Origin of the sequence: Bradyrhizobium sp. SZCCHNRI3043 (genome assembly GCF_032377735.1) — a bacterium.
Taxonomy (GTDB): Bacteria; Pseudomonadota; Alphaproteobacteria; order Rhizobiales; family Xanthobacteraceae; genus Bradyrhizobium.
On the sequence record NZ_JAUHID010000001.1, the window covers coordinates 665,760 to 689,848 of the forward strand.

The window sequence follows — 24,089 nt, forward strand, 5'->3', positions numbered from 1 at the left end:
CCGGCATGGTCGATGAGCGCGGGCGCGACCGCATTTTGGTGCTCGGGATCGGCAACATTCTCTGGGCTGACGAAGGCTTCGGCGTGCGGGTGGTGGAGGAATTCCACCGCCGCTTCACCGTGCCCGACAACGTCACGATCCTCGACGGCGGCACGCAGGGGCTTTACCTCGTCAATTATGTCGAGGAAGCCGACGGCCTGATCGTGTTCGACGCCATCGACTATGGCCTTGTGCCGGGCGAGCTCAAGCTCGTCCGCGATGACGAGGTGCCGCGCTTCACCGGCGCCAAGAAGATGAGCCTGCACCAGACGGGCTTCCAGGAAGTGCTGAGCGCGGCCGACCTGCTCGGCCGCTATCCGCAGCGGCTTGCGCTGATCGGCTGCCAGCCGCTCGACCTCGAGGATTGGGGCGGTCCGCTGACTGCGCCGGTTCGTGCGCAGATCGCGCCGGCGATCGAGCTGGCCTGCGCCCTGCTGGCGGAATGGGGCGCGCCCGCCGTGTCGCGGCGTGAACCGCTCGCCGGCGACGAACGCCTGCTCGCGAACGACATCGACCATCACAGCTATGAGCAGCGGACGCGCACGGCCGAGTAACCGCGCCGCGAGGGAATCGACATGTGTCTTGGCCTGCCGATGACAATCCTCGAGACCGATGGCGTCTCGGCGCTGTGCAGCTTCGACGGCGAGGAGCGCCGCGTCTCGGTGCTGCTGCTGTCGAACCCGCCGGTCGGGGCCAAGGTGCTCGTCTATATCGACAACGCCGTTCGCCTGCTCGATGACGAAGAAGCGCGGCTGATCGGCGAGGCGCTGCGCGGCCTGCAGGCGGCCGTGAACGGCGAGAATTGCGACGACTTCTTCGCCGATCTGATCGGGCGCGAGCCGGAGCTTCCGGAGCATCTGCGGTAGCGGTGTGATGCCCTTGGGCGGGCGTCGGATTCCTGGCAACAAGATATCCAAAAGTAAAGTAAGTTGCCGGACATTGTCTGGAAAGCGGCTTTCCGATTGATTGCGCAGCCCTTAATCTCGATAAAAATATGATGTATTTCAATGTATTGAGCTACACGCTGCCGCGTGGGCGTCTGGCACGTTGATTGCTAACATGGAGAGCACGGCAACGATAACTGGTCAGGGAGAAACGTCGATGGAAATGCAGCAGCGTGACCCCGCGCGCATGCGAGGCGGGTTGCCGGAGGTCGATGCCGGCACCGTCGACGCCTTTCTCGCCGAGGCCGATCGCGCCGGGCTGGTCGCCGTGCTGCTGTCGGCCGGTGATCCCGCGCGGTTTCCGGAGGCGCTCGATGTGGCCATCGTGCTGCCGGAGCTGATCACCGCGTTTCACGGCCGGCTGCGTGGCGCGGTCATCGCGCGCGACGCGGAGGCGGAGCTCGGGACGCGCTTCGGCGTGCGCGTGCAGCCGAGCCTGATCCTGTGCCGCGGGGCGGAGACGCTCGGCCTGATCGCCAAGATCCAGGACTGGTCTGTCTATGTCGATCGCATCTCGCGGCTGATCGACCGGCCGCAGGGCGCGACTGCAACGGTCGTTGCCAGCATCGTCCCAGTCCATCAGCCTGCGGGAGCCGAGCGATGAAGCCGGGATTCTGGATCGCGCCTGAAGGAGCCGAGGAGCCGGTCAACATCTTTCCGATCGGCGAAGAGGCGCTCGATACCTCGCACAAGGGGCTGACCGCGTCCGGGGCCCTGGCCAAGCTGGCCTCGCTCGACTCGGAGGCGTTGGCGCGGAGCTGCCCGCGGGCGGTCGAGCTGCTGTCGACGATTGCAGCGGCCGTCGCGGCGCAGACCGCCGGCGCGCCGACGCAATTATTCCGGCTCGAGGGCCTCAACGATCTCGAGCGCCGGCTGATCGACGACGTGCTGGGCGAGGGCGAGGTCGCCGGCGTCGTGGCCCTTCCCGACGGGACGCTGGCTCAGATCCAGGAATCGGTGCTTGCCGGAATATGGCGGGTGCGGCTGGAAGCGGACGAGCGACACGACTACATCGAAATCGGCGCCGTCCCGGAGATCGTATCGCGCGCCGCCGCCGATCTGACTGCAGGTGACATCGTGATCGGCCCTGTGCCCGAGGGCACCATGAACGCGCTGCCGGTGCTCGCCGAGATCCGCGAGCGCGCGCTGTCCTGGCGACCAGGTCAGCGCTCGCTGACCATCAACTTCACGCTGCTGCCGATGAGCCCAACCGACATGAGCTTCCTGCAGCAGACGCTCGGCAACGGTCCGATCCAGCTGATGTCGCGTGGCTACGGCACCTGCCGCGTGCTCGCGACCGGCATCCGTCATGTCTGGTCGGTGCAGTTCTTCAACGCCATGGACACGATCATTCTCGACACCCTCGAGGTCGGCGGTGTGCCGGTGGTCGCGCTCGCCGCGGCTGAGGATTTCGAGGATTCGGCCGAGCGTCTGACCCAGATCATCGAGGCCTATTTCACATGAGCGGCGGCTTCGAGAATTTCGGTGTCCGCAGCGATCTCGCTGATGACGTGCTGCTGGAGTGCGGCATCTGCTGGACGCGCTACGACCCGGCCGAGGGGGATGGCGTGGCGCAGATTCCGCCGGGCACGCCGTTCGCGGCCTTGCCGGATGACTGGCATTGCCCGAACTGCGATGCGCCGAAAGCCAAGTTCATGGTGGTCGAGCCATGAGCCCTGAGGCGGTCGGGCAGGGGACGTCGGACGTCACGCCGGCCGCGTGGGGCGAGCGTCTTGCCGGCGTCTATCGTGAGATCGGCGCTCGTGCGATGCGCGAGCTGCCGATCTATCACGACGCGCTCGACGTCGAGGCGATCGGATTTTCAGTGGTCGACGGCCGCATCCTCGGAATCGTCGTCACGCCCTGGTTCATGAACGTGGTCACTCCGGCCGCACAAGGCGCCGCGGGATCCGTCGTCAAGATCGTGCTTCCGGCTGGCTCGTTCGAATTCACGATCGGCGATGTTGTCGAGGTCGGTCGGATCGCGAGCTGCTCGCTGTTCTCGCCGATGTTCCAGTTCGAGGACATGGCCGCGGCGCGTGCGGCGGCGGAGGCTGCGCTCGCCGCGCTGATGACGGCGCCGGAGGATGATCTGTCGTCCGAACGCGCTGCGAAGGCGTCGAGCGCGATCGATCGCCGTGCGTTCCTGCGCGGCACCCTCTCCGAGGGCCGCGCATGACCCTCACCTTTCGCAACCGCATCGACGTGACGCTGTCGGTCGCCGATCGGCTGATCACAGGCGTCGACATTCAGCCGCGCACGAGGCCGCCGCTGGGACGACTGTTCGCCGGCAAGCCGGCCGATATGCTGCTCGCGGCCCTGCCGCGGTTGTTCTCGCTGTGCGCCAGTGCGCACCAGGTCGCGCTGCTGTCAGGGTTGGAAGCCGCACGCGGCGAGCAGGCGCCGCCGTTGACCCGTCACCGTCGGATCAAGGCCGTGGTGGTGGAGCGCTTCGCCGAGCTTATGCGCGGGCTGCTGATCGCGCCATTTGCGCAAAATCGCAGTGACGCGCAGCTGGCGCAACGGCTGTTGCAGGCGGTCGCGTCGCTGCAGATGCATTCCGGCGCTGACACCCAGCAGCAATCTCGCGCTGCAACCTTGTCTCAAATCAAGACGGACATGGTGGTCCTGGGCATAGGCTTGCCAGCGGAGCCGGTTCTGCCGGAAACTCCGCTTGCATCTCTGATGGACTCGGCCCGGAATGCCGTCGACGATGGAGGATGGAGGCACATGCCGGCCGCGCACGACATCCTGTCGGCCGCCGACGATGACGTCATCGTCGCGCAATTGATGGACGTGGGATCTGCCTTTGCTGAGGCTCCGGAACTCGACGGCCGGGCTCCGGAGACCGGGGTCTGGGCCCGGTATGCGGAGCGCCATCAGTTGGCATCAGCCGGTCCCGTCGAACGCCTCTCAGCCAAGATCACCGAGGTTGCCGAGCTGTTCCGCTGGATCGAGGCCGGCGAGGCTGAGGACGAAGCGGCCGACGAGCATGCCATCGCGAGCTACGCGCTCGGGTCGCGGCGCGGCGGCGCCGCGGTTGAATGCGCCCGCGGCCGGCTGCATCACGCAATCGAGCTGGATGCGCACGGCGCGGTCTCGCGTTTCGAGTATCTGGCGCCGACGGAATGGAATTTTCACCCGCGCGGCCCTGTCGTGAGGAGCCTCACCGGGGCTGCGCTGCGCGGAACGGGCGATCGCGAGGCCATCAATACGATGGTCGGATCGTTCGATCCCTGCGTCGGCTATCACCTGGCATTCCGGGAGATGGCCGATGCATGAGATGGCGCTGTGCGAAGGCATCGTCGAGATCGTCGAGCAGGAGGCGCGCAAGGGCGCCTTCTCCACGGTGAAGACGGTGTGGCTGGAGATCGGTGCGCTCAGCCATGTCGCGCCGGAGGCGCTGCGATTCTGTTTCGAGGCGGTGACCGCGAAGACCCTGTTGCAGGGGGCGGCGCTCGAGATCATCGAACAGCCGGGCACGGCGTGGTGCCTGGGCTGTTCGCGCAGCGTCGAGATCAGCCAACGCTACGCGCCTTGTCCGGCCTGCGGCAGTCATCAGCTGCAGGTCACGGGCGGTGAGGACATGCGGGTCAAGGAGCTGGAGGTCGAGTAATGTGCACGGTGTGCGGCTGCAGTGACGGCAAGTCCTCCGTCGAATCCGGTGATCATCATCACGATCACGGTGAGCATCAACATGCTCATGGACATGATCAGTCCGGACATCATCATCATCACGGCCATCACTGCCATGATCATGATCACGAGCATGGTCACCATCACCATGATCATGACCATCATGATCACGGTCACGCGCATGACCACCATCATGATCACGCCGCCGACCGCATCGACTGCTCGGCCAACCCTGCGGGGCAGGAGGTTGCCGGTCTCTCCAGCGGACGCATCATCCAGATCGAACGCGACATTCTCGGCAAGAACAACCGGCTCGCGGCCGAGAACCGCGCACGCTTCGCCGCGCATGACGTGCTGGCATTCAACTTCGTCTCCAGCCCGGGCGCCGGGAAGACCTCGCTGCTGGTCCGCGCCGTCTCCGATCTCAGGCAGAGCCGGCCTGTCGCGGTGATCGAGGGCGACCAGCAGACCTCCAACGATGCCGAGCGCATCCGCGCCACCGGCGTTCCGGCGATCCAGATCAATACCGGCAAGGGCTGCCATCTCGATGCGGCCATGATCGGCGAAGCCTATGGCCGGCTGCCGGCGCTGCGCGGCGGGCTGCTGTTCATCGAGAATGTCGGCAACCTCGTGTGTCCGGCCGCCTTCGATCTCGGCGAGGCCTGCAAGATCGTCGTGTTCTCGACCACCGAGGGCGAGGACAAGCCGCTCAAATATCCCGACATGTTTGCAGCGTCATCGCTGATGCTGATCAACAAGATCGATCTGGCGCCGGTGCTCGATTTCGACCTGGCGCAGACGATCGAATATGCCCGCCGCGTCAATCCGAAGATCGAGGTCCTGACGATCTCGGCCAAGACCGGCGAGGGCCTCTCGGCGTTCTACGCCTGGATCAGGAAGCAATCGGACCGGATGCGGGCGAGCGCGATGAACGCGGTGCAGGGATGAGCACGTCCGGCCGGACATCGGCGGCGAACCATACGCGCCTCCGGCTCCGCGTCCGCGGTGCCGTGCAGGGCGTCGGCTTTCGTCCCTATGTCCATGGCTTGGCGATCCGCCATCGGCTCGGCGGCTTCGTCGCCAACGATGCTGATGGCGTGCTGATCGAGGTCGAGGGCGACGAGGTCGCCGAATTCGTCGAGGCTCTGCCGCGGCAGACGCCGCCACTGGCGCGCATCGACGGCATCGCGGTCGAGCCGATCGCGGCCGACGCCGGCACGGGCTTCCGCATCGCCGAGAGCGTGGGTGGGCGCGTCACGACGCGGATCGTGCCGGACGCCGCCACCTGTGCCGCGTGCCTGGCCGAGCTGTTCGATCCCGGCAGCCGCTTCCATCTCTATCCCTTCGTCAACTGCACCCATTGCGGCCCGCGCTTCACCATCGCCGAGCGCCTGCCTTACGATCGCCCGTCCACGGCGATGAAGCACTTTCCGATGTGTGAGGCGTGCCGGTCCGACTACGAAGATCGCGCAGGGCGCCGCTTTCATGCCGAGGCGATCTCGTGTCCAAGCTGCGGGCCGCGGCTCAGCCATGGCATCGATGAGATCGCGGCCGCGCTCGCGAATGGCAGGATCGTCGCCGTCAAGGGGCTCGGCGGCTATCAGTTGCTCTGTGATGCGCGAGACGAGCAGACCGTCCAGCGGCTGCGCGCCCGTAAGCAGCGCGACGGCAAGCCGTTCGCCGTGATGTTGGCCACGGCCGACGCTGCAACTGAGATTGCCGAGATCGACGCGCCTGAGCGCGCGCTGCTGGAGCGGGTGGCGCGGCCGATCGTGCTGTTGCGCTCACGCCAGCGTGTTGCGTCCTCGATCGCACCAGGCCTCGCAAAGATCGGTGTGATGCTGCCGGTCGCACCGCTGCATCATCTGATCTTCCATGCGCTCGGGGCGCGCCGCCGCCACGCGGCTGCTGATGGGCCATGGGCGCTGGTCTGCACCAGCGCCAATCCGAGCGGGGAGCCGCTGCTGACCGACAATGATGAAGCGAGGAGCGGTCTGGCTGATATCGCGGATCTGATCGTTACCCATGACCGAGACATCGTCATCCGCGCCGACGATTCCGTGCTTGCTGTCGTGGCTGGCGTTTCCCGCTTCGTCAGGCGTGCGCGCGGCTATGTACCGGAGCCGATCCGGCTCGCACGTGCCGGGCCGCCGGTGCTCGCGGTCGGCGCTCATCTGAAGGCGACGGTGACGGTAACGCGCGGCGACGAGGCGTTCGTATCGCAGCATCTCGGTGATCTCGACACGGCAGCCGCGATCCGCTTCTTCGAGGAGACGATCGCGCATCTCACCTCCATCCTCGACGTCGAGCCGGTCGCGATCGCGCATGACCTGCATCCGGACATGGCGTCGACCCGGTTCGCGCAGGCACGAGGTCTGCCGACGTTGCCCGTGCAGCATCACCATGCGCATGCGGCTTCCGTCATGGCCGAACAGGGCGTGACCGGCCCCGCCCTCGCGCTGGTGCTGGATGGCTACGGCTATGGCAGCGATGGCGGCGCCTGGGGCGGTGAATTACTGTCGTGCGACGGCGCTGGCTTCCAGCGCCTCGGCCATCTCGCCCCATTGAAGATGCCGGGCGGCGACCGGGCCGCACGGGAGCCGTGGCGGATGGCGGCGTCAGTGCTGCACGATTTCGGTCGCGGTGACGAGATCGAGCGGCGTTTCGTAGCGCAGCCCCAGTCGCGCAACATAGTCACGCTGCTAGACCTTGCCGATACCGCGGTCACCACCAGCGCCGGCCGGCTGTTCGATGCCGTAGCTGGTTTGCTCGGTGTCAGCACGGTGCAGAGCTATGAAGGCGAGGCGGCCATGAAGCTGGAGGCGCTGGTGCGTGAACCGGCGACGCTTGAGCGCGGCTGGACCATTGCCGATGGCGTGCTGTCGCTGCGGCCGCTGCTCGCGCATCTGATCGCGCGTGATCTCGACACTGTCGAAGCGGCGGGGCTGTTTCACGGCACGTTGGCCGCGGCCTGCGTCGACTGGATCGCGAGAGCTTCGCGCGCGACTGGCATCGGCACGATCGTGCTGAGCGGCGGCTGCTTCCTCAATGCGCATCTGGCCGAACAGATCGTGCGCGGCTGCCGTTCCGCAGGCCTCGATCCGCTGCTGCCGCGCCGGCTGCCGCCCAATGACGGCGGCCTCAGCCTCGGGCAGGCCTGGGTGGCTGGTCTGCATCTCACACAAAGCAATGTGCTGTCTGGAGGGACCGTCTGATGTGCCTGGCCATTCCCGCCGAGGTGATCAAGCTCTTGCCTGACGACATGGCGATCGTCTCGATTGACGGCGTCAGCAAGGAGGTCTCGATCGCGCTGATCGAGGAGATCGCCGTCGGCGACTACGTCATTCTTCATGTCGGCCATGCGCTGGCCAAGATCGATCCGGAGGAGGCGCGCGAGACGCTCGACCTGCTCCGGCAGATGGGCGAGGCTATGGCGGAGGTCAGGCCATGAAATATGCCGACGAATTTCGCGACAAGGAGCTGGCAACAGGTCTTGCGCGCGCCATCCGCGCCAAGGCCGATCCGGCGCGCGCCTATCGCTTCATGGAGTTCTGCGGCGGACATACCCATGCGATCGCGCGCTATGGCCTCGAGGACATGCTGCCGGACAATGTTCGCATGATCCATGGCCCCGGCTGCCCGGTCTGCGTGCTGCCGGCCGGGCGCATCGACATGGCGATCGCGCTCGCCGAACGCCCCGAGGTCATCCTCTGCGTCTATGGCGACCTGATGCGCGTGCCGGGCTCGCGCGGGTCCTCGCTGCTCAAGGCGAAAGCGCGCGGCGCCGACATCCGCATGGTGTATTCGACGCTGGATGCGATCGCGCTGGCCGGGCAGAATCCTGGCCGCGAGGTGGTGTTCTTCGCCATCGGCTTCGAGACCACGACGCCGCCGACGGCCGTGATGATCCGGGCCGCCGAGAAGAAGCAATTGTCGAACTTCACCGTGTTCTGCAACCACGTGCTGACGCCGCCGGCGATGCGCGCGATCCTCGACAGCGACGACACGGTCGAGATCGACGGCTTCGTCGGGCCGGCGCATGTCTCGACCGTGATCGGCACCGAGCCCTACGCGCCGTTCGCGCGCAATGACGGCAAGCCGGTCGTGATCGCGGGCTTCGAGCCGCTCGACATGATGCAGGCCATCCTGATGCTGATCGAGCAGGTCAATGATGGCCGCCACGAGGTCGAGAACCAGTATCGCCGCGCCGTCACTGGCAGCGGCAACCAGCGTGCCATCCGGGAGGTCGCCGAGATCTTCGAGCTGCGCGACCAGTTCGAATGGCGCGGCCTCGGCAGCATTCCGGCGAGCGCATTGAAATTGCGGCCCGGCTTTGCGCATCTCGATGCCGAGCTGCGCTTTGCCATGTCCGAGCTGGTGGTGGCCGACAACCCGGCCTGCGAATGTCCGGCCATTCTGCGTGGCCTGAAGAAGCCGGTGGACTGCCGGCTGTTCGGCACCGCCTGCACGCCGGAGACGCCGGTCGGCTCCTGCATGGTGTCGTCGGAAGGCGCCTGCGCGGCGCATTGGACCTATGGCCGCTTCCGCGACCATCAGCGGAGGCTTGCGTCATGAGCATGCATCAGCGCCGGCTCGACCTGAAGAATGGCTGCGTCGATCTCTCGCACGGCGCCGGCGGCCGAGCGATGGCGCAACTGATTGCCGGCCTGTTCCACGAGGCGTTCGGCAACGAATGGCTGGCGCGAGGCAACGATCAGTCGGCGTTCGACGTTGCGGCCGGCCGCATGGTGATGACGACCGATGGCTATGTGGTGTCGCCGCTGTTTTTCCCCGGCGGCAATATCGGCTCGCTGGCGGTGCACGGCACGGTCAACGACATTGCCATGGCCGGCGCCAGGCCGCTGTATCTGTCGGCGAGCTTCATCATCGAGGAGGGGGTTCCGTTTTCCGATCTGAAGCGGATCGCCGATGCGATGGGAGTGGCGGCGCGCGAGGCCGGCATCGCGATCATCACCGGCGATACCAAGGTGGTCGAGCGCGGCAAGGCGGATGGCGTGTTCATTTCGACGGCCGGCGTCGGCGTGCTGCCGGAAGGCCTCGATCTCTCAGCCGACAAGGCCAGGCCCGGCGACCGCGTGCTGCTGTCCGGCAGCCTCGGCGACCACGGCGTCGCCATCATGTCGAGGCGGCAGAATCTCACCTTCGACACCGAGATCATCTCGGACTCGGCCTCGCTGCACGGTCTCGTCGCCGACATGGTTGCGGCCGGCGGCGCCGGCATCCGGCTGATGCGCGACCCCACGCGCGGCGGGGTTGCGGCCACGATGAACGAGATCGCCCAGCAGTCCAATCTCGGCTTCCGCCTGCAGGAGGAATCGATTCCGGTGAAGCCTGCGGTCGCAGCCGCCTGCGAGCTGCTGGGGCTCGATCCGCTGCATGTCGCCAACGAAGGCAAGCTCGTCGCGGTGGTCGCGCCCGAGGTGGCCGGCGCAGTGCTCGCCGCCATGCGGGCGCATCCGCTCGGCCGCGATGCCGCCGAGATCGGCGAAGCTGTGGCCGACGATCACCGCTTCGTCCAGATGGCGACGAGCTTCGGCGGCGGCCGCATCGTCGACTGGCTGTCCGGCGAGCAGCTGCCGCGGATCTGCTGAGACGCGCGATGGGCATCCAGGGAACGATACTGGTCGTGGATGACGAGGTCCGGTCGCAGGAGGCGCTGCGCCGCGTCCTCAACCAGGATTTCGAGGTCTTGTGCGCGGGCAACACGAACGATGCCGAGAAACTGCTCGAAGGCGAGATCGTGCATGCCGTGATCTGCGACCAGCGCATGCCGCAGGAGTCCGGCGTCAGCTTCCTGAAGCGCGTACGTGAGATGTGGCCCGACCCTGTACGGATGATCATCTCCGGCTATTCGGACTCCGAGGACATCATCGCCGGCCTCAACGAGGCCGGCATCTATCAGTACATCACAAAGCCCTGGCAGCCGGATCGCCTGATAGAGATCGTCCGCGAGGCCGTGCAGCTGTACCGGCTGCAGAAGGAGACGGAGACTGCCGGCGTCGATGTGAAGGCCACGCCGGCCCATATCAAGAAGGTGGTGTCGGTCAAGCGCGGCGCCGCCAAGCAGCTCTACGATTTCGACCGCATCGTGCATTCGGCCGCGAGCCCGATGCGCAACGTGATCGAGCTCGGCCGGCGCGCCGCCGACTACGACATCTCGGTCTTGATCACCGGCGAATCCGGCACCGGCAAGGAGCTCCTGGCGCGCGCGATTCACTACGGTTCTGCGCGGGCCACCAAGGCGTTCGTCGTCGAGAATTGCGGCGCGCTGCCGGATGAGCTGCTGGAAAGCGAGCTGTTCGGCTGCAAGAAGGGCGCGTTCACCGGCGCCTATCAGGACCGCATCGGCCTGTTCGAGGTTGCCGATGGCGGCACTATCTTTCTCGACGAGATCGGCGAGACCTCGCCGGCATTTCAGGTCAAGCTCCTCCGCGTGCTGCAGGAGAGCGAGATCCGGCCGCTCGGCGCGCAGCGCGTGCGCCAGGTCGACGTGCGCGTGGTCGCTGCCACCAACCGGGATCTCGAGGCCGAAGTCGAGGCCGGCCGCTTCCGCCGCGACCTCTACTACCGGCTCGCCGCGTTTCCGGTGCACATGCCGTCCTTGCGCGAGCGTCCGATGGACATTCCGCTGATCGCCGAGGGCGTGCTGTCGGCGGTGAAGACATCGTTCAACCGGCCGCATCTGCGTTTCGCACCGGCGGCGCTGGAGGAATTCTCCCGCTATCACTGGCCCGGCAATGTCCGCGAGCTGCAGAACGAGATCCAGCGCATGGCCGTGCTGGCCGATGCCGACGAGCTGCGCTGTCCGCCGTTCGCCGCCCGGCGCAGCGCACGCCGCGCCGCGCCCGCGATACCCAATGGCAAGCTCAATGGTTCCGGGAGCCTGAAGGACAGGGTCGAGGATCTCGAAAAGACCATCATCGTTCACTGTCTGGAGAAATATGATGGTAACATCAGTCGCGTCGCCAGCGAGCTCGGCCTGTCACGGGTGGGGCTCCGGAACAAATTGTCGAGATACGATCTGAAGAAACATGGCAAAGGCCACTCACTCTCCTGAGTCCGGGGCTGACACGCTGCTCAAGCTGATCGCGAGCAGCAGCACGCTCGAATTCGACAGCGAGCGCGAAGGCGTGTGGATCGAAGTGATCCGCAAGATGGACGAGGTCTATTCCGACCTGCTGCGCTACGAGGTCGATCTCGAGCACAAGAACGCCGAGCTCGAGGAAGCCCAGGCGTTCGTCACCAACGTCATCGAGTCCGTCTCCGACATCCTGGTCGTCTGTGACGCCAGGGGCACGGTGCAGCAGGCCAACTCCGCCTTTCTGCAGACATCGGGACGGGCCTTGGCTGACATCGCCGGTCGCGATATCGCCGAGATGATTGATCCCGATCATCGGCCCAAACTTGTCTCGCTGCTGAAGCCGCGCAGCAGCGCGGAAGTGGTCGACGGTGAATTGCGCTTTGCCGCGGCGGCCGGCGTCAGCTCCGACCTGTTCGCGATCAACAGCTCGCCGCGGCATGACCATCGCGGCCGCTTCATCGGCGTCGTGCTGACGGGCCGTCCGATCGGCGAGCTGCGCCGCGCCTATGAGGCCCTGCACAAGGCGCATCAGGAGCTGCAGCGGGCGCAGCGGCAATTGGTCGAGCAGGAGAAGATGGCAAGCCTCGGCCGGCTCGTCGCGGGCGTGGCCCACGAGCTGAACAATCCGATCAGCTTCGTCTATGGCAACATCCACACCCTGATGCGCTACCGCACCTCGCTGGTCGGCTATCTCGATGCCATCCATGAGCAGCCGGTCAGCGAGGACATCGCCGCGCTTCGCTCGGATCTGAGGATCGACGCCATCCTGGAGGATTTCGGGCCGCTGATCGACGGCACGCTGGAAGGTGCGGTGCGCATCAGCGAGATCGTCAAGAACCTGCGCCGCCTGTCGTTCTCGAAGCTCGGCGAGGTCGAGCGCGTCAACATCGAACGGCTGATCAATACCGCCGTGCTGTGGGCAGGGCGCACCAAGCAGCATCGTGTCGACATCCAGATCGAGGTCGAGCCGGATCTGTGGATCTCCGGCAACGAAGGCCAGCTGCATCAGGTGATCGTCAACCTCGTGGAGAACGCGATCGACGCGATGCGATCGACCGACCTGCCGCGTCTTCTGGTCGCGGTGGCGCGCCAGGGCAACGAGATCGCCTTTCGCATCACCGATAACGGCCCCGGCATCGACAAGGATCACCTGACCCACATCTTCGAGCCGTTCTTCACGACCAAGCGCGTCGGGGAGGGGACGGGGCTCGGGCTGTGGATCAGCTACGGCATCGTCCGCGAGCACGGCGGCGAGCTGTCCGCGACCAACGAGCCGCAGGGCGGCGCCACGTTCTCTTTCAGCTTGCCGGCGGCTTGACCATAGCGGCGGGGCTGCTGCCGACGCTGAAGTGGGATGCTGGGTATCCCTTCGAAACGATGTTGGGGTTCCTGACGGCGGTGCCGTCGGATGTTGCGGGCAGAAGCCAAGCCCGAGGTGATCAGGACGCCGTCGCGACCGGCACGCGCTCGCGCTGATTGGTCAACCGCGCCAGCAGCACGGTTGCGGTTCGCGTGATGTGTTGCCGTGCGAGATCCTCGGCCTTCTGCGCATCGCCGGCGATCACCGCCCGCAGGATGTCCTCATGCTGATCCCAGATTCGCCGCGGCGTCTCGTCGCGCATCAGCACCTCGCCCATCAGCCGGCGCAGATGCAGCCAATGCGGCAGCGTGGTGTCCTGGATGACGGAGTTGCCGGAGATCTCGTAGAGGAATTCATGAAACTTGACGTCGGCCTCGATCAGCTTCTCGACCGAATGCTCGCGCTCGGCGCTCCGGCCCTGCTCGATCAAATTCGGGCCTTCCTCGGCCGCTCGCTTGGCGCCGCGGGTCGCCGCGAGCCGGCAGGCGAGGCCCTCGGCGACCGCGCGTATTTCATAGAGGTTGCGGATGAAGTCGGTGTCGATCGGCGCGACTTCCAGGCCGCGGCCCGGCGCCTCGCGCACAAAGCCGTGATTGCGCAGCAGCAGCAGCGCCTGCTGCACCGGCTGGCGCGATACGCCGAGGTCGCGGGCCAGATCGTCCTGAATGAGGCGGGCCGATTCCGGCAGTTCGCCGCCGACGATGTCGGAGAGAATGCGCTCGTAGACGCGTTCGGTCAGGCTCGGCTGTGTCTTCAGCGGCGGCACACGGCCTCCACGGGATCAGGTGTGATGTCCGGTCGCGAATGTGGAGCTGCCGTGCCGGAGCCCGGCGCTCGCATTGCGGCCGATGTCGGTCTGAACGGGGTCATAGCGAGAATTTCCGCGCAGTGAGCGTTCGCCGCTGCTTGGGCTTGCTGTCCTGCTGGATTTCGAGGTGATGGATGAACACACTGGCCGCGCGCGAAATGTGCTCGCGGCTCAGCCGTTCGGCCTCGGCGCTGCGGCCTTCGATCACGGCTGCAAGAATGTCCTCATGCTCGTCCCAGACCGCCCGGGACATGCTCTGCTCCTTCTGCAGGACGTCGGACATCACGCGCTTCAGGCAGGGCCAATGCGGCGCCATCGTCTCGCCGATCAGCGCGTTGCCGGAGAGGTCGCCGAGGAAGCAATGGAAGGCGATGTCGGTCTCGATCTTGCGGTTGACGAGCCCGCTCTTCACCGCCTCGTGGCCGGCTGCGATGTAGGCCGGACCTTCGCGTGCGGCGCGATCGCTCGCGCGCTCGGCGGCCAGCCGCGCCGCGAGGCCTTCGAGCACCGCGCGCATCTCATAGAGGTCCCGAACGAAGCCGGGGTCGAGCGGCGCCACGATCAGGCCGCGGCCGGGCGCGCTCTGCACCAGCCCGCAGCCGCGGAGCAGGATCAGCGCCTGCTGAACCGGCTGGCGCGATACCCCGTAAGCCTGGGCCAGATCGTCCTGGATCAGCCGCGAGCCCGGCGTGAGAACGCCGCTGACGATCTCGTCAGTGATCGCTTCGACGACCTGGTCGACCAGAGAGGGAGCGGCGGGCACGATTCGCATGGGTCATCACATTTTGCCGCACATTAGCATGTCAAGTCCGAAAATCCATTTGCGAGGTATTCGAATTCAGAGTACGAATTCAAAAAAGAACGCTGCGTTAAGGCAAGTTAAAAAGCGGCCAAATAGGGAGGGACTCCGTTGTCGGAAGATCCGACCAGTCTGGAGCGCGATCAGGTTTGGTCCGTGCGCTCGGAGGGCAGCGTGCCCGCCGGCGTCATGCTGGCGGTGTCGCGGGCATTGCTGGTGGCCTCGGTCGCGTCGTTCGCCGCGATGGCGCCTGCGCTCGGGGCGGCCGGAGAAGGCCTGACCTTGTCCGATGCGTGGGTGCCGGCGGCGCCCGAGGTGGGACGCGATATCCCGTTGCTGATCACGATCAAGAATGACACGACCGCGCCGGAAGCCTTGATGCGCGTGCGTTGTCCGATCGCCAATTTCTCGGAGCGGCACACCGTCGACCGCGGCGAAGGCGCGCCGGCGATGCGCTCCATTCCCAACATTCCAATCGCCGCGGGCAGCACGCTGGTGCTGCTGCCGACCGCCTATCACGTGATGCTGCTGCAGACGCGGGAGCCGCTCGAGCCAGGCAAGCGCTTCACCTGCACGATCGTATTCCAGAAAGCAGGATCCATCGAAACGGAGGTCGAGGTTCGCAAGTCGCCTTGAAGCGTGTTTGTCGCCTGCTGCCCTCCGCCGCCGCGCTTGGCGGAGCGGTATTCGCTCCAACTCATAATCAATATAATGGGAGAAGGAAACGATGAGGACTAACGTCAGGTCGACCCTGCGGGCGGTGCTGCTGGCCAGCGCAGCCTTCGCCTGTTTCCAGCTTGCATCGCCGGCGCAGGCCGCCGACGAAATGACCCCCGAACGGCTGCTCAACGCCGACAAGGAAGCCGGCAACTGGCTCCACCATCATAAGAACTACTCGGGCACACGGTTCTCGGCACTGAAGGAGATCAACAAGGATAACGTCAAGAACCTGAAGGTCGCCTGGACGATGCATCTCGGCGGCGTCGAGGGCGGCGGCATCTGGAGCCACGGCGGTCTCGAAGGCACGCCGATCGTCGAGAACGGCATGATCTACGTCACCGACGGCTGGGGCTCGGTCTACAAGATCGACGCGCGCGGTGGCAAAGGCCAACTGGTCTGGAAGATGGATCCTAAGACGGATCACGACTGGGCCGGCGCCATCGCCTGCTGCGGCGTCGACAATCGCGGCGTCGCGCTGTGGGGCGATCTGGTCGTCTCGCACACGCTCGACGGCCGTCTGATTGCGACCAACAAGGAGACCGGCCAGGTTGCCTGGCAGCGCCAGGTTGCCGATCCCGACAAGGGCGAGGTCATCACCGGTGCTCCGCTGATCGTGAAGAACATGGCGATCTCGGGCGTGGCCGGCGCCGAATACGGCATCCGCGGCTGGATCGCGGCGACCGATCTCGGCACGCAGAAGGAGGTCTGGCGCACCCACACCATTCCGGGGAAGGGCGAGCCGGGCAGCGAGACCTGGAAGGACAGCAACGACGCGGCTGCGGCCGGCGGCGGCTCGACCTGGGTCACGGGCACCTATGATCCGGCGACCGACACCATCATCTGGGGCGTCGGCAATCCCGGTCCGGACTGGGACAACGCCTATCGTCCGGGCGACAACCTCTACACCGACAGCTCGCTGGCGCTCGATGCCAACACCGGCAAGATCAAGTGGCACTATCAGCACACGCCGAACGATCCCTACGACTACGATAGCGTCGCCGAGAACGTCCTGGTCGATGTGCTCGCGCCGAACGGCTCGACCCTGAAGCTCGCGCTCGAAGCCGACCGCAACGGCTTCGCCTATGCGATCGACCGCACCAGCGGCAAGTTCATCTGGGGTCTGCCCTTCGTCAAGAAGGTCACCTGGACCAAGGGGCTCGATGCCGAGACCGGCAAGCCGATCGAGTATGATCCGAAGAACCCGGTGCAGCGCTACAATGCGTCGGTGACGCCGCATCGTGAGAACAAGGTCGCGGACATCTGCCCGGGCAACATGGGCGGCAAGAACTGGCCGCCGACCTCCTACAATCCGGACCTGAAGCTCTGGTACATCCCTGTCATCGAGAGCTGCAACCGGATCACCGTCGAGGAGGCGACCAAGGACAAGCTCAAGGCGCGCGAATTCTGGACCGGTGGCGGACCGAGCCAGCCGTTCAAGATCACGGGCAGCGTGACCGCGATCGACGTCACCACCGGCAAGATCGCCGGCAAGATGGAGACGCCGTTCCCGAACCTCGGGGGCATGCTGTCGACGCCTGATCTCGTCTTCACCGGCCAGCCCTCGGGCGAGGTGATGGCGCTCGATGCCAAGACGCTGCAGAAGCTGTGGGAGTTCAACACCGGCGGCGGCGTCAATGCGCCTCCCGTGACGTTCTCGGTCGACGGCAAGCAGTATGTCGCGATCCTGGTCGGTCTCGGCGGCGCCTGGGACAAGTGGTTCATCGAATCCACGCCCGAGCTGAAGAAGATCCAGCCCGGCTCGATGCTCTACGTCTTCTCGCTGTGAAGTCGATTGCGGAGCGGAGGCATAGCCTCCGCTCCGTCCTCATCCCCTGTTCGACAAGAAAATCAGATGAAACTCAGTGCGATCACGTTCGCTGTGGCGTCGGCTCTCGTCCTCGGCTCCGCTTCGCTCGCATTGGCGCAGTCTGCGGCGCCGGCAGATCCGACCGATGCCGGCAAAGCCGTGTTCAAGCGTGCGAACTGCGTCGGCTGCCACAAATGGCACGGCAATGGCGGCGGCGGCTACGGCGGCGACGCGCTGTCGCTGCGCAAGACCGAGCTCGACCGCCAGCACATCGTCGAGACCGTCACCTGCGGCCGTCCCGGCACGGGCATGCCGTACTTTGCGCGCGGCTCCTATGACACGGCGAAGTGCTACGACATGAGCCGCCAGGATGTCGGCGAGCGCATGCCGCCCGAAGGCGGCGTGTTCCTGCGGCCCAACGATATCGAGGCGGTCGCGGACTACGTGCTCGCGCACATCAAGGGACGCGGCGAGCCGAGCTACGACGAGTGTACCGCCTTCTTCGGCAACACGTCCCGGGTCTGCGATATCTACAAGGCGAATGCCAGCAAGCCTGCAAGCGAGCCATCGAAATGAAACGGTCAACCTGCGCTGCGATCTTCGCCACGTTCGTGCTGCCGTTCTTGATGCATGCGGCCTCCGCGCAGGCCGTGCCGAACTACGATCTGCGTGACATCACCGTCGGCATGCCGGTCGGCGACCTGCCTAGTGAGGGCTATGTCAATCTGACCTGCGCCAAGGACCCAAACCGCAAGCTCAGTGCGTGGTCGGCGTGGCGCGATTGTCCCGCGGACGAGCAGGCGCGGCATGCGGTGCGTTTCGACTTCGATCCGGAGACCAGCCAGGACGGCACCAAGGTGGCCGGTCATCCCGTGCTGCTGACGGTCCTGGTCGACGACAAGGGCACTGTCACCGGCCTGACGATCGAGACCGATCCGAGGGCGCGGCTCTACATTCGCAAGAAGGCGTTCCTGCTCGGCAACCAGGTGAAGTCGCGCTATGGCGCCGAGGGTTGGAACTGCAAGGAGCTGGAGCCGACGGCGGGCGAGCAGCCGGTCGGCGGCGTGTTCCTGCGCGAGGTCTGCAAGAAGACGGTGCCCGGTCGGACGCTGACGGTCGAGCGCGAGCTGTTCCGCAAGCCGGATCAAGACGCCAAGAGCTTCGTCGATCAGACGCTGGTGCGGATCACCAAGGATATCAACTAGCCCGCCGCCGACCTTCATCGCGCTCCGCTGGAGGCGCGCGCCAGTCGGCGTCGTGAACCCGGTTGCCGGGAGGAAACGACGATGAGGGATCTCTTGAATTTCGGGCAGATGCTGTCGGCCCATGCGCGCATGTCGCCGGAGCGCACCGGTGCCCGCGATCTCGAACGTGCGATGAGCTTTGCGCTGTGGAATGAGCGCACGTGCCGGCTCGCAAACGCGCTGCTCGGGCTCGGCCTTGCCAAGGGCGATCGCGTTGCGATCCTTGCTTACAATTGCGTTGAATGGTGCGAGATCTATGCGGCCACAGCCAAAGCCGGGTTGGTGGCGCTGCCGATCAATTTCCGCCTCACCGCGTCCGAGGTGCAGTTCATCGTCCAGAACGCCGAAGCGGCGGCGATGATCGTGCAGGACGAACTCGTCGGCCTGGTCGAGGAGGCGCGCACGGATCTCGGCATCGCCGATGACCGCTTCATCCATTTCGGCGCGAAGCCGCGTCCGGCAGGCTATCGCGGCTATGAGGACATCATTGCGATGGCCGCGGATCGGGAGCCCGACCAGCAGGTCGCGCTGTCCGATCCCTGGACCTTGATGTACACCTCCGGCACCACCGGCAAGCCGAAGGGCGTGCTGCGCAGCCATCGCAGTGCTGTCCTCCTGTCGATGGTCACCGAGATCGAGCTGAAGCTGAGCCGCAACGACGGCGCGCTGCTGGTGATGCCGATGTGCCACGCCAACTCGCTGAACTTCTTCGGCGCGTTCGGTTATATCGGTGGCGTCAACTCGATCTACTCGCGCAAGAGTTTCGATCCCGAGCACGCCGTGACGACGCTTGCGGACGGCGGCTCCACGTTCACCTCGCTGGTCCCGACGCACTACATCATGATGCTGGATCTGCCGCGCGCGGTGCGCGCGCAGCATGATTTCAGCGCGGTCACCAAGCTGATGATCTCCTCGGCGCCGGCCCGCCCGGAGACCAAGCGCGAGGTGATGGAGATGTTCCCGAAGTCCGGGCTCTACGAGCTCTATGGCGCGACCGAGACCGGCTGGGTCACCATGCTGCATCCGCATGAGCAGTTCACCAAGCTCGGCTCGGTCGGGCGCGAATGCGTCGGCGCCGCGCCCATCCGCATCTTGGATGATGCGGGACATGAGGTGCCAGACGGCGAGGCAGGCGAGCTCTATTCCTCGAACGCTCACACCTTCGACTGCTATTGGCGTCTGCCGGAGAAGACCAAGGAGGCGTTCCGCGGCGACTACTGCTCGGTCGGCGACATGGCCCGTCGCGATGCCGACGGCTACATCCATCTCGCCGACCGCAAGAGCAACCTGATCATCTCAGGCGGCGAAAACATCTATCCCTCCGAGGTCGAGGCGATGGTCGGCGCGCATCCTGGTGTCAAGGACATCGCGGTGATCGGCCTGCCCGACGACAAATGGGGCGAGCGCGTCCATGCCGTGATCGTGCCGCGCGACGGCATGGCGGTGAAGGAGGGCGATCTGGCCGAATGGGCGAAAGAACGGCTCGCCGGCTTCAAGCGGCCGCGCTCTTACGCCTTCATCACCGATAGCGAGATGCCGCGCAACGCGACAGGCAAGATCCTGCATCGCGAATTGAAGAAGAGATTTACGCAGTGAGCCGCGGCAATGCCGTACGGTCTGATATGTAGCTGCGATGCAGGCCGTCCTCAATTCCGCTCTTCCGATCTTCGCGCTGATCCTGACCGGATTCCTGTGCGGCTGGTTCGGTGTGTTCGACCGCACCGCGACCGACAATCTCAACCGCTTCGCGGTCTATCTGGCGCTGCCGGCGCTGATCTTCACGGCGATGTCCAGGATCGGCGTCGAGCAGGTCAGCCAGTTCGGCTTCATCGGCGCCTTCTGCGGCGGAATTGCCGCGACGTTCGCGACCGGTTTCGTGATCAGCCGTCTGCGCGGCCGTCGCGTTGCCAACGCCAGCATCGAGGGACTGGACGCCGGCTACAGCAATGTCGGCTTCATGGGCATTCCGATGTGCCTCTTGGTGTTCGGTCCGGACAGCGCGCCGGCCTCGATCATCGCTACCTTGTTCACGGCCTGCGTGCTGTTCCTGTTCGCGATCGTGGTCGTCGAGATGGATCTTCAGAAGGGCGCCACGCTCGGGGCGACGGTCGTCAAGGTCGCGCGTTCGCTGCTGACGAGCCCGTTGTTCATCGCGCCCGTGGCCGGGCTCGCTGTGGGCCTCAGCGGCTTTGCATTGCCAGCGCCGTTCCTGAGCTTCACGACTTTGCTTGGTGGAGCAGCATCGCCGGCGGCGCTCGTGTGCATCGGCCTGTTCCTGGCGCAGGAACGGGCGGTGACGCACGATGCGGCTTCGATCGGCATTCTCGTATCGCTGAAGCTCGTGATGCAGCCGGCGGTCACCGCGCTGCTTGCCTTCCACGTGTTCTCGATGCCGCCGCTGTGGTCGCATTCCGCCGTGATCCTGAGCGCGCTGCCGATCGGCTCCGGGCCGTTCACGATCGCCAAGCTCTATGGTCTGGAGGCCGGCGTCACCTCGGGCTCGATTCTCGTCTCGCACATGTCAGCCGTTCTCACCGTCTCGCTGCTCGTGGCCTGGCTCGCGCCGGGCTGATCACGTCACCATCCGCAGGAGTCGTCAGATGAAGATCTCTCCCGACAGTGCCGCCGATCTGATCGCCCGCCTGCTCAAGCGCCGCGGCGTCAGCCGCGTGTTCGCGCTGTGCGGCGGCCACATTATGCCGATCTGGATGCGGCTCGATGCTGAAGGCATCCGCATCATCGACGTGCGCGACGAGCGCGCCGCCGTGCACATGGCGCAGGCGCATGCCGAGCTCACCGGCGAGCTCGGCGTCGCGCTGGTCACCGCGGGGCCGGGCGTGACCAACGCGATCACCGGCATCGCCAATGCCCACGTCTCGCGCGCGCCGGTGCTGGTGATGTCGGGCGGCAATCCGCGGCCGCAGGAGAACCGCGGTGGCCTGCAGGACATGGATCACACCCAGCTCGTGCGCTCGATCACGCGCTATGCGCGCACCGTGCGCGAGCCGTCGCTGGTGCTGCAGGAGCTCGACGAGGCGATCGCGCGTGCCTTCGGCGAGGGCGGCGAGCCTGGCCCGGTTTTCATCGATTTTCCCGTCGACACGCTGCGCGGCGTCGTGCCGAAGGCGCTGCAACTCGAGGAGCATCTCGCGCCGAAGCCGCGCGCGGCGACACGGCCTGATCCGGCCGAGGTCGAGAAGGCGGTCGAGCTGTTGTGGTCGGCGCGCCGTGTGCTCGTCATCTCCGGCCGCGGCGCGCGCGGCGCCGGGCCCGAGCTGATCGCGCTGCTCGACCGGCTCGGCGCGGTCTATCTCGACACCGGCGAAAGCAGGGGGCTCGTGCCCGACGATCATCCCTCGGTCGTCGGTGCAATGCGCGGCGCCGTGATGGGTGATGCCGACGTGGTGCTGACGGTCGGCCGCCGGCTCGACTTCCAGCTCGCCTACGGCTCGCCTGCCGTGTTCAAGGACGCCAAGTTCGTCCGCATCAGCGACACCGCGAGCGAGCTGCGCGACAATCGGCGCGGTGGGGCCGAGATCCTGGCGACACCAGCGGGGACCTTGCGCGCGATGGTGGCGCTGGCGGGCAACCGCGAATCGGCCATCGATCGGCAATGGGCCGCAAAACTGCGGGCCGCGCATCAGGAGCGCGCGGCCAAGCTGAAGCAGAGCATGGCGACGGCGCCGGCCGGCTCGGACGGGCGGCTGCATCCGAATCGCGTGCTCTCGGCGCTGCAGGAGGCGATCGGCAATGACGCCGTGGTCATCGCTGACGGCGGCGATTTCCTGTCCTTTGCCCGCGTTGGCCTGAGCGCGCCCTTGATGCTCGATCCCGGCCCCTTCGGCTGCATCGGCATCGGCGTGCCCTATGGCATCGCCGCGAGCCTCGCTTTTCCCGACAAGCCCGTGGTGGTCGCGACCGGCGACGGCGCCTTCGGCTTCAACGCGATCGAGGTAGACACCGCGGTGCGCCACAAGGCTCCGGTGCTGATCGTCGTCGCCAACAACGGCGCCTGGCAGATCGAGGTGCACGACCAGGCCGTGACACATGGCAAGGTCGTCGGCACGAAGCTGCAATTCGCCGATCACGCCGCCATGGCGCGCGCCTTCGGCATGCATGCCGAGCGCGTCGAGACCGAGGAGCAGCTCGGCCCCGCAATCCAGCGCGCGCTGGCCAACCGCCCGGCGCTGCTCGACATGGTCGTCACGCCGGAAGCGGTGTCGTCGGACGCCAAGACTGGCCTCGCCTGGGTGCCGGACCTGCAGCCGCTCGCGGCGTGGGACGAGGCGGAACGGAAGTGGCGCGGCTCGTGAGGCCTCACACCTGCTGCAGCTGCCGCGGCGCGCTGAGCCACAGCGCGAGCAGGGTGCAGACGGCGCCGGACAAGAGATAACCGCCGGCCGAAATCAGGCCGAGATAGGCGGCCAGCAGCAGGGCGGCGAGCGGCGCGAAGCCGGCGCCGAACAGCCAAGCGAGGTCGGCGGTCAGGGCCGAGGCCGTGTAGCGATAGGTGCGCGCGAAGTTGGCGGCGATCGCGCCCGAGGACTGGCCGAACGACAGGCCGAGCAGGATGAAGCCGAGCACCATGTAGATGGTCTCGCCGACCGGGCCGGCGTCGAGCAGTTGCGGCGCGAAGCCCGAGAACACCGCGATTGCGATCGCCGAGCCGATCAAGAGCGACTTGCGACCGATACGGTCGGCCAGCATGCCAGACGCGACAATGGCGACGACGCCGAACACCGCACCGACGGCCTCGATGAGCAGGAAGCGCGCCGGCGTCTCCTTGGTGAACAGGAACACCCAGGACAGCGGAAACACCGTCACCATGTGGAACAGCGCGAAGCTCGCCAGCGGCGCGAAGGCGCCGATCACGATGTTGCGGCCCTCGTGCCGAATCGTGGTGATGACGCGTGCCGGCTGCAATTCGCGCGACTGGAACAGCTCATCATACTCCGGCGTCACGACCATGCGCAGCCGCGCGAACAGCGCCACGACGTTGATGGCAAACGCCACGAAGAACGGGTACCGCCAGCCCCAGTCGAAGAAGTCGGCCGCGGAGAGATAACCGACGAAGAACGCGAACAGCACGCTGGCGACGATCAGCCCGAGCGGCGCGCCGAGCTGCGGAATCATCGCGTACCAGCCGCGCTGGTGCTCCGGCGCATTCATCGCGAGCAGCGACGCCAGCCCGTCCCAGGCGCCGCCCCAGGCGAGACCCTGGCCGATCCGCGCCAGCGCCAGCAGCCAGATCGCCGCGGCACCGACGGTGTGATAGCTCGGCAGGAACGCGATCGCGACGGTCGAGGTGCCGAGCAGGAACAATGCGGTGATCAGCTTGGCGCTCTTGCCGTAGCGGCGGTCGATCGCCATGAAGATCACGCTGCCGAACGGACGCGCGAGGAAGGCGAGCGCGAACAGCGCGAACGAATACAGGGTCTGCGTCAGCTCGTCCGCAAACGGAAACACCAAGCGCGGAAACACGATCACCGAGGCGATGGCATAGACGAAGAAGTCGAAGAACTCCGACGTCCGCCCGATGATCACGCCGATCGCGATCTCGCCCGGATGCGCCTCATGCGTGCGGGAGAGATGGGTTTCGCCGTCGGCGGTCGCCGCTGCCTGTGTCATCG

25 protein-coding genes are annotated in these 24,089 nt (G+C 66.1%); 22 read left to right on the forward strand and 3 right to left on the reverse strand.

Features of this window, described 5'->3' with window-relative positions:
- Positions 1-5 precede the first annotated feature (5 nt).
- From QX124_RS03120 to QX124_RS03190, 15 genes are all read left to right on the forward strand, one after another.
- The gene (locus QX124_RS03120; RefSeq protein WP_315796213.1) at positions 6-593 is read left to right on the forward strand and encodes a HyaD/HybD family hydrogenase maturation endopeptidase; all 588 of its coding nucleotides are present in this window, start codon (positions 6-8) and stop codon (positions 591-593) included.
- A gap of 21 nt (positions 594-614) precedes the next feature.
- Positions 615-905: a HypC/HybG/HupF family hydrogenase formation chaperone gene (locus QX124_RS03125; protein WP_315736711.1), complete on the forward strand. Its 291-nt coding sequence runs from the start codon at positions 615-617 to the stop codon at positions 903-905.
- Positions 906-1,140: 235 nt separating this feature from the next.
- On the forward strand, positions 1,141-1,587 hold the full coding sequence (locus QX124_RS03130) for a hydrogenase accessory protein (protein WP_315736712.1): 447 nt from the start codon (positions 1,141-1,143) through the stop codon (positions 1,585-1,587).
- Entirely contained in the window at positions 1,584-2,447 is an 864-nt protein-coding gene (locus QX124_RS03135) for a hydrogenase expression/formation protein (protein WP_315796214.1), read from the forward strand. Before QX124_RS03130 ends, QX124_RS03135 begins: the two co-directional genes overlap by 4 nt.
- The gene (locus QX124_RS03140) at positions 2,444-2,656 is read left to right on the forward strand and encodes a rubredoxin (RefSeq protein ID WP_315736715.1); all 213 of its coding nucleotides are present in this window, start codon (positions 2,444-2,446) and stop codon (positions 2,654-2,656) included. The genes QX124_RS03135 and QX124_RS03140 overlap by 4 nt, the downstream gene beginning before the upstream one ends.
- Positions 2,653-3,162 carry a [NiFe]-hydrogenase assembly chaperone HybE gene (hybE, locus tag QX124_RS03145; RefSeq protein ID WP_315796215.1) on the forward strand — a complete coding sequence of 170 codons (510 nt, stop codon included), beginning with the start codon at positions 2,653-2,655 and terminating at the stop codon, positions 3,160-3,162. Before QX124_RS03140 ends, hybE begins: the two co-directional genes overlap by 4 nt.
- Positions 3,159-4,265, forward strand: a complete 1,107-nt coding sequence (locus QX124_RS03150; protein ID WP_315796216.1) for a nickel-dependent hydrogenase large subunit — start codon at positions 3,159-3,161, stop codon at positions 4,263-4,265. The genes hybE and QX124_RS03150 overlap by 4 nt, the downstream gene beginning before the upstream one ends.
- Positions 4,258-4,599: a hydrogenase maturation nickel metallochaperone HypA gene (gene hypA, locus QX124_RS03155; protein ID WP_315736719.1), complete on the forward strand. Its 342-nt coding sequence runs from the start codon at positions 4,258-4,260 to the stop codon at positions 4,597-4,599. The genes QX124_RS03150 and hypA overlap by 8 nt, the downstream gene beginning before the upstream one ends.
- Positions 4,599-5,567 carry a hydrogenase nickel incorporation protein HypB gene (gene hypB, locus QX124_RS03160; protein ID WP_315796218.1) on the forward strand — a complete coding sequence of 323 codons (969 nt, stop codon included), beginning with the start codon at positions 4,599-4,601 and terminating at the stop codon, positions 5,565-5,567. Before hypA ends, hypB begins: the two co-directional genes overlap by 1 nt.
- Positions 5,564-7,834 (forward strand): carbamoyltransferase HypF, encoded by a 2,271-nt coding sequence (gene hypF / locus QX124_RS03165; protein WP_315796220.1) that lies wholly within the window; start codon positions 5,564-5,566, stop codon positions 7,832-7,834. Before hypB ends, hypF begins: the two co-directional genes overlap by 4 nt.
- Complete coding sequence (locus QX124_RS03170; RefSeq protein ID WP_315796222.1) at positions 7,834-8,070, forward strand: HypC/HybG/HupF family hydrogenase formation chaperone; 237 nt, start codon at positions 7,834-7,836, stop codon at positions 8,068-8,070. The genes hypF and QX124_RS03170 overlap by 1 nt, the downstream gene beginning before the upstream one ends.
- The gene (hypD, locus tag QX124_RS03175) at positions 8,067-9,194 is read left to right on the forward strand and encodes a hydrogenase formation protein HypD (RefSeq protein WP_315796224.1); all 1,128 of its coding nucleotides are present in this window, start codon (positions 8,067-8,069) and stop codon (positions 9,192-9,194) included. The genes QX124_RS03170 and hypD overlap by 4 nt, the downstream gene beginning before the upstream one ends.
- Positions 9,191-10,231 carry a hydrogenase expression/formation protein HypE gene (hypE, locus tag QX124_RS03180; RefSeq protein WP_315796225.1) on the forward strand — a complete coding sequence of 347 codons (1,041 nt, stop codon included), beginning with the start codon at positions 9,191-9,193 and terminating at the stop codon, positions 10,229-10,231. The genes hypD and hypE overlap by 4 nt, the downstream gene beginning before the upstream one ends.
- A gap of 8 nt (positions 10,232-10,239) precedes the next feature.
- A complete protein-coding gene (locus tag QX124_RS03185; RefSeq protein WP_315796226.1) occupies positions 10,240-11,697 on the forward strand; it encodes a sigma-54 dependent transcriptional regulator in 1,458 nt (485 codons plus the stop codon).
- The gene (locus QX124_RS03190) at positions 11,672-13,039 is read left to right on the forward strand and encodes a sensor histidine kinase (RefSeq protein ID WP_315796228.1); all 1,368 of its coding nucleotides are present in this window, start codon (positions 11,672-11,674) and stop codon (positions 13,037-13,039) included. The genes QX124_RS03185 and QX124_RS03190 overlap by 26 nt, the downstream gene beginning before the upstream one ends.
- 121 nt (positions 13,040-13,160) lie before the next feature.
- Here QX124_RS03190 and QX124_RS03195 read toward each other — a convergent pair whose 3' ends face one another.
- On the reverse strand, positions 13,161-13,847 hold the full coding sequence (locus QX124_RS03195) for a GntR family transcriptional regulator (RefSeq protein ID WP_315736729.1): 687 nt from the start codon (positions 13,845-13,847) through the stop codon (positions 13,161-13,163).
- Between the two features lie 100 nt (positions 13,848-13,947).
- Complete coding sequence (locus tag QX124_RS03200; RefSeq protein ID WP_315755007.1) at positions 13,948-14,661, reverse strand: GntR family transcriptional regulator; 714 nt, start codon at positions 14,659-14,661, stop codon at positions 13,948-13,950.
- A 138-nt stretch (positions 14,662-14,799) separates the two neighbouring features.
- Between QX124_RS03200 and QX124_RS03205 the strand changes: the two genes are divergently transcribed.
- From QX124_RS03205 to QX124_RS03235, 7 genes are all read left to right on the forward strand, one after another.
- On the forward strand, positions 14,800-15,324 hold the full coding sequence (locus QX124_RS03205; protein ID WP_315796230.1) for a copper chaperone PCu(A)C: 525 nt from the start codon (positions 14,800-14,802) through the stop codon (positions 15,322-15,324).
- A gap of 91 nt (positions 15,325-15,415) precedes the next feature.
- A complete protein-coding gene (locus tag QX124_RS03210; RefSeq protein WP_315796232.1) occupies positions 15,416-17,194 on the forward strand; it encodes a PQQ-dependent dehydrogenase, methanol/ethanol family in 1,779 nt (592 codons plus the stop codon).
- A 66-nt stretch (positions 17,195-17,260) separates the two neighbouring features.
- Positions 17,261-17,791, forward strand: a complete 531-nt coding sequence (locus QX124_RS03215; protein WP_315755013.1) for a c-type cytochrome — start codon at positions 17,261-17,263, stop codon at positions 17,789-17,791.
- Positions 17,788-18,420: a hypothetical protein gene (locus tag QX124_RS03220; protein WP_315796234.1), complete on the forward strand. Its 633-nt coding sequence runs from the start codon at positions 17,788-17,790 to the stop codon at positions 18,418-18,420. The genes QX124_RS03215 and QX124_RS03220 overlap by 4 nt, the downstream gene beginning before the upstream one ends.
- Positions 18,421-18,501: 81 nt before the next feature.
- Positions 18,502-20,055, forward strand: coding sequence for an AMP-binding protein (locus QX124_RS03225; protein ID WP_315796235.1), 1,554 nt, complete (start codon positions 18,502-18,504; stop codon positions 20,053-20,055).
- Between the two features lie 37 nt (positions 20,056-20,092).
- On the forward strand, positions 20,093-21,031 hold the full coding sequence (locus QX124_RS03230) for an AEC family transporter (RefSeq protein WP_315796236.1): 939 nt from the start codon (positions 20,093-20,095) through the stop codon (positions 21,029-21,031).
- Between the two features lie 28 nt (positions 21,032-21,059).
- Positions 21,060-22,772 carry a thiamine pyrophosphate-binding protein gene (locus tag QX124_RS03235; RefSeq protein ID WP_315796238.1) on the forward strand — a complete coding sequence of 571 codons (1,713 nt, stop codon included), beginning with the start codon at positions 21,060-21,062 and terminating at the stop codon, positions 22,770-22,772.
- Between the two features lie 4 nt (positions 22,773-22,776).
- On the opposite strand, the gene QX124_RS03240 is transcribed toward QX124_RS03235, so the two are convergent.
- Entirely contained in the window at positions 22,777-24,087 is a 1,311-nt protein-coding gene (locus QX124_RS03240; protein WP_315796240.1) for an MFS transporter, read from the reverse strand.
- Between the last annotated feature and the right edge of the window lie 2 nt (positions 24,088-24,089).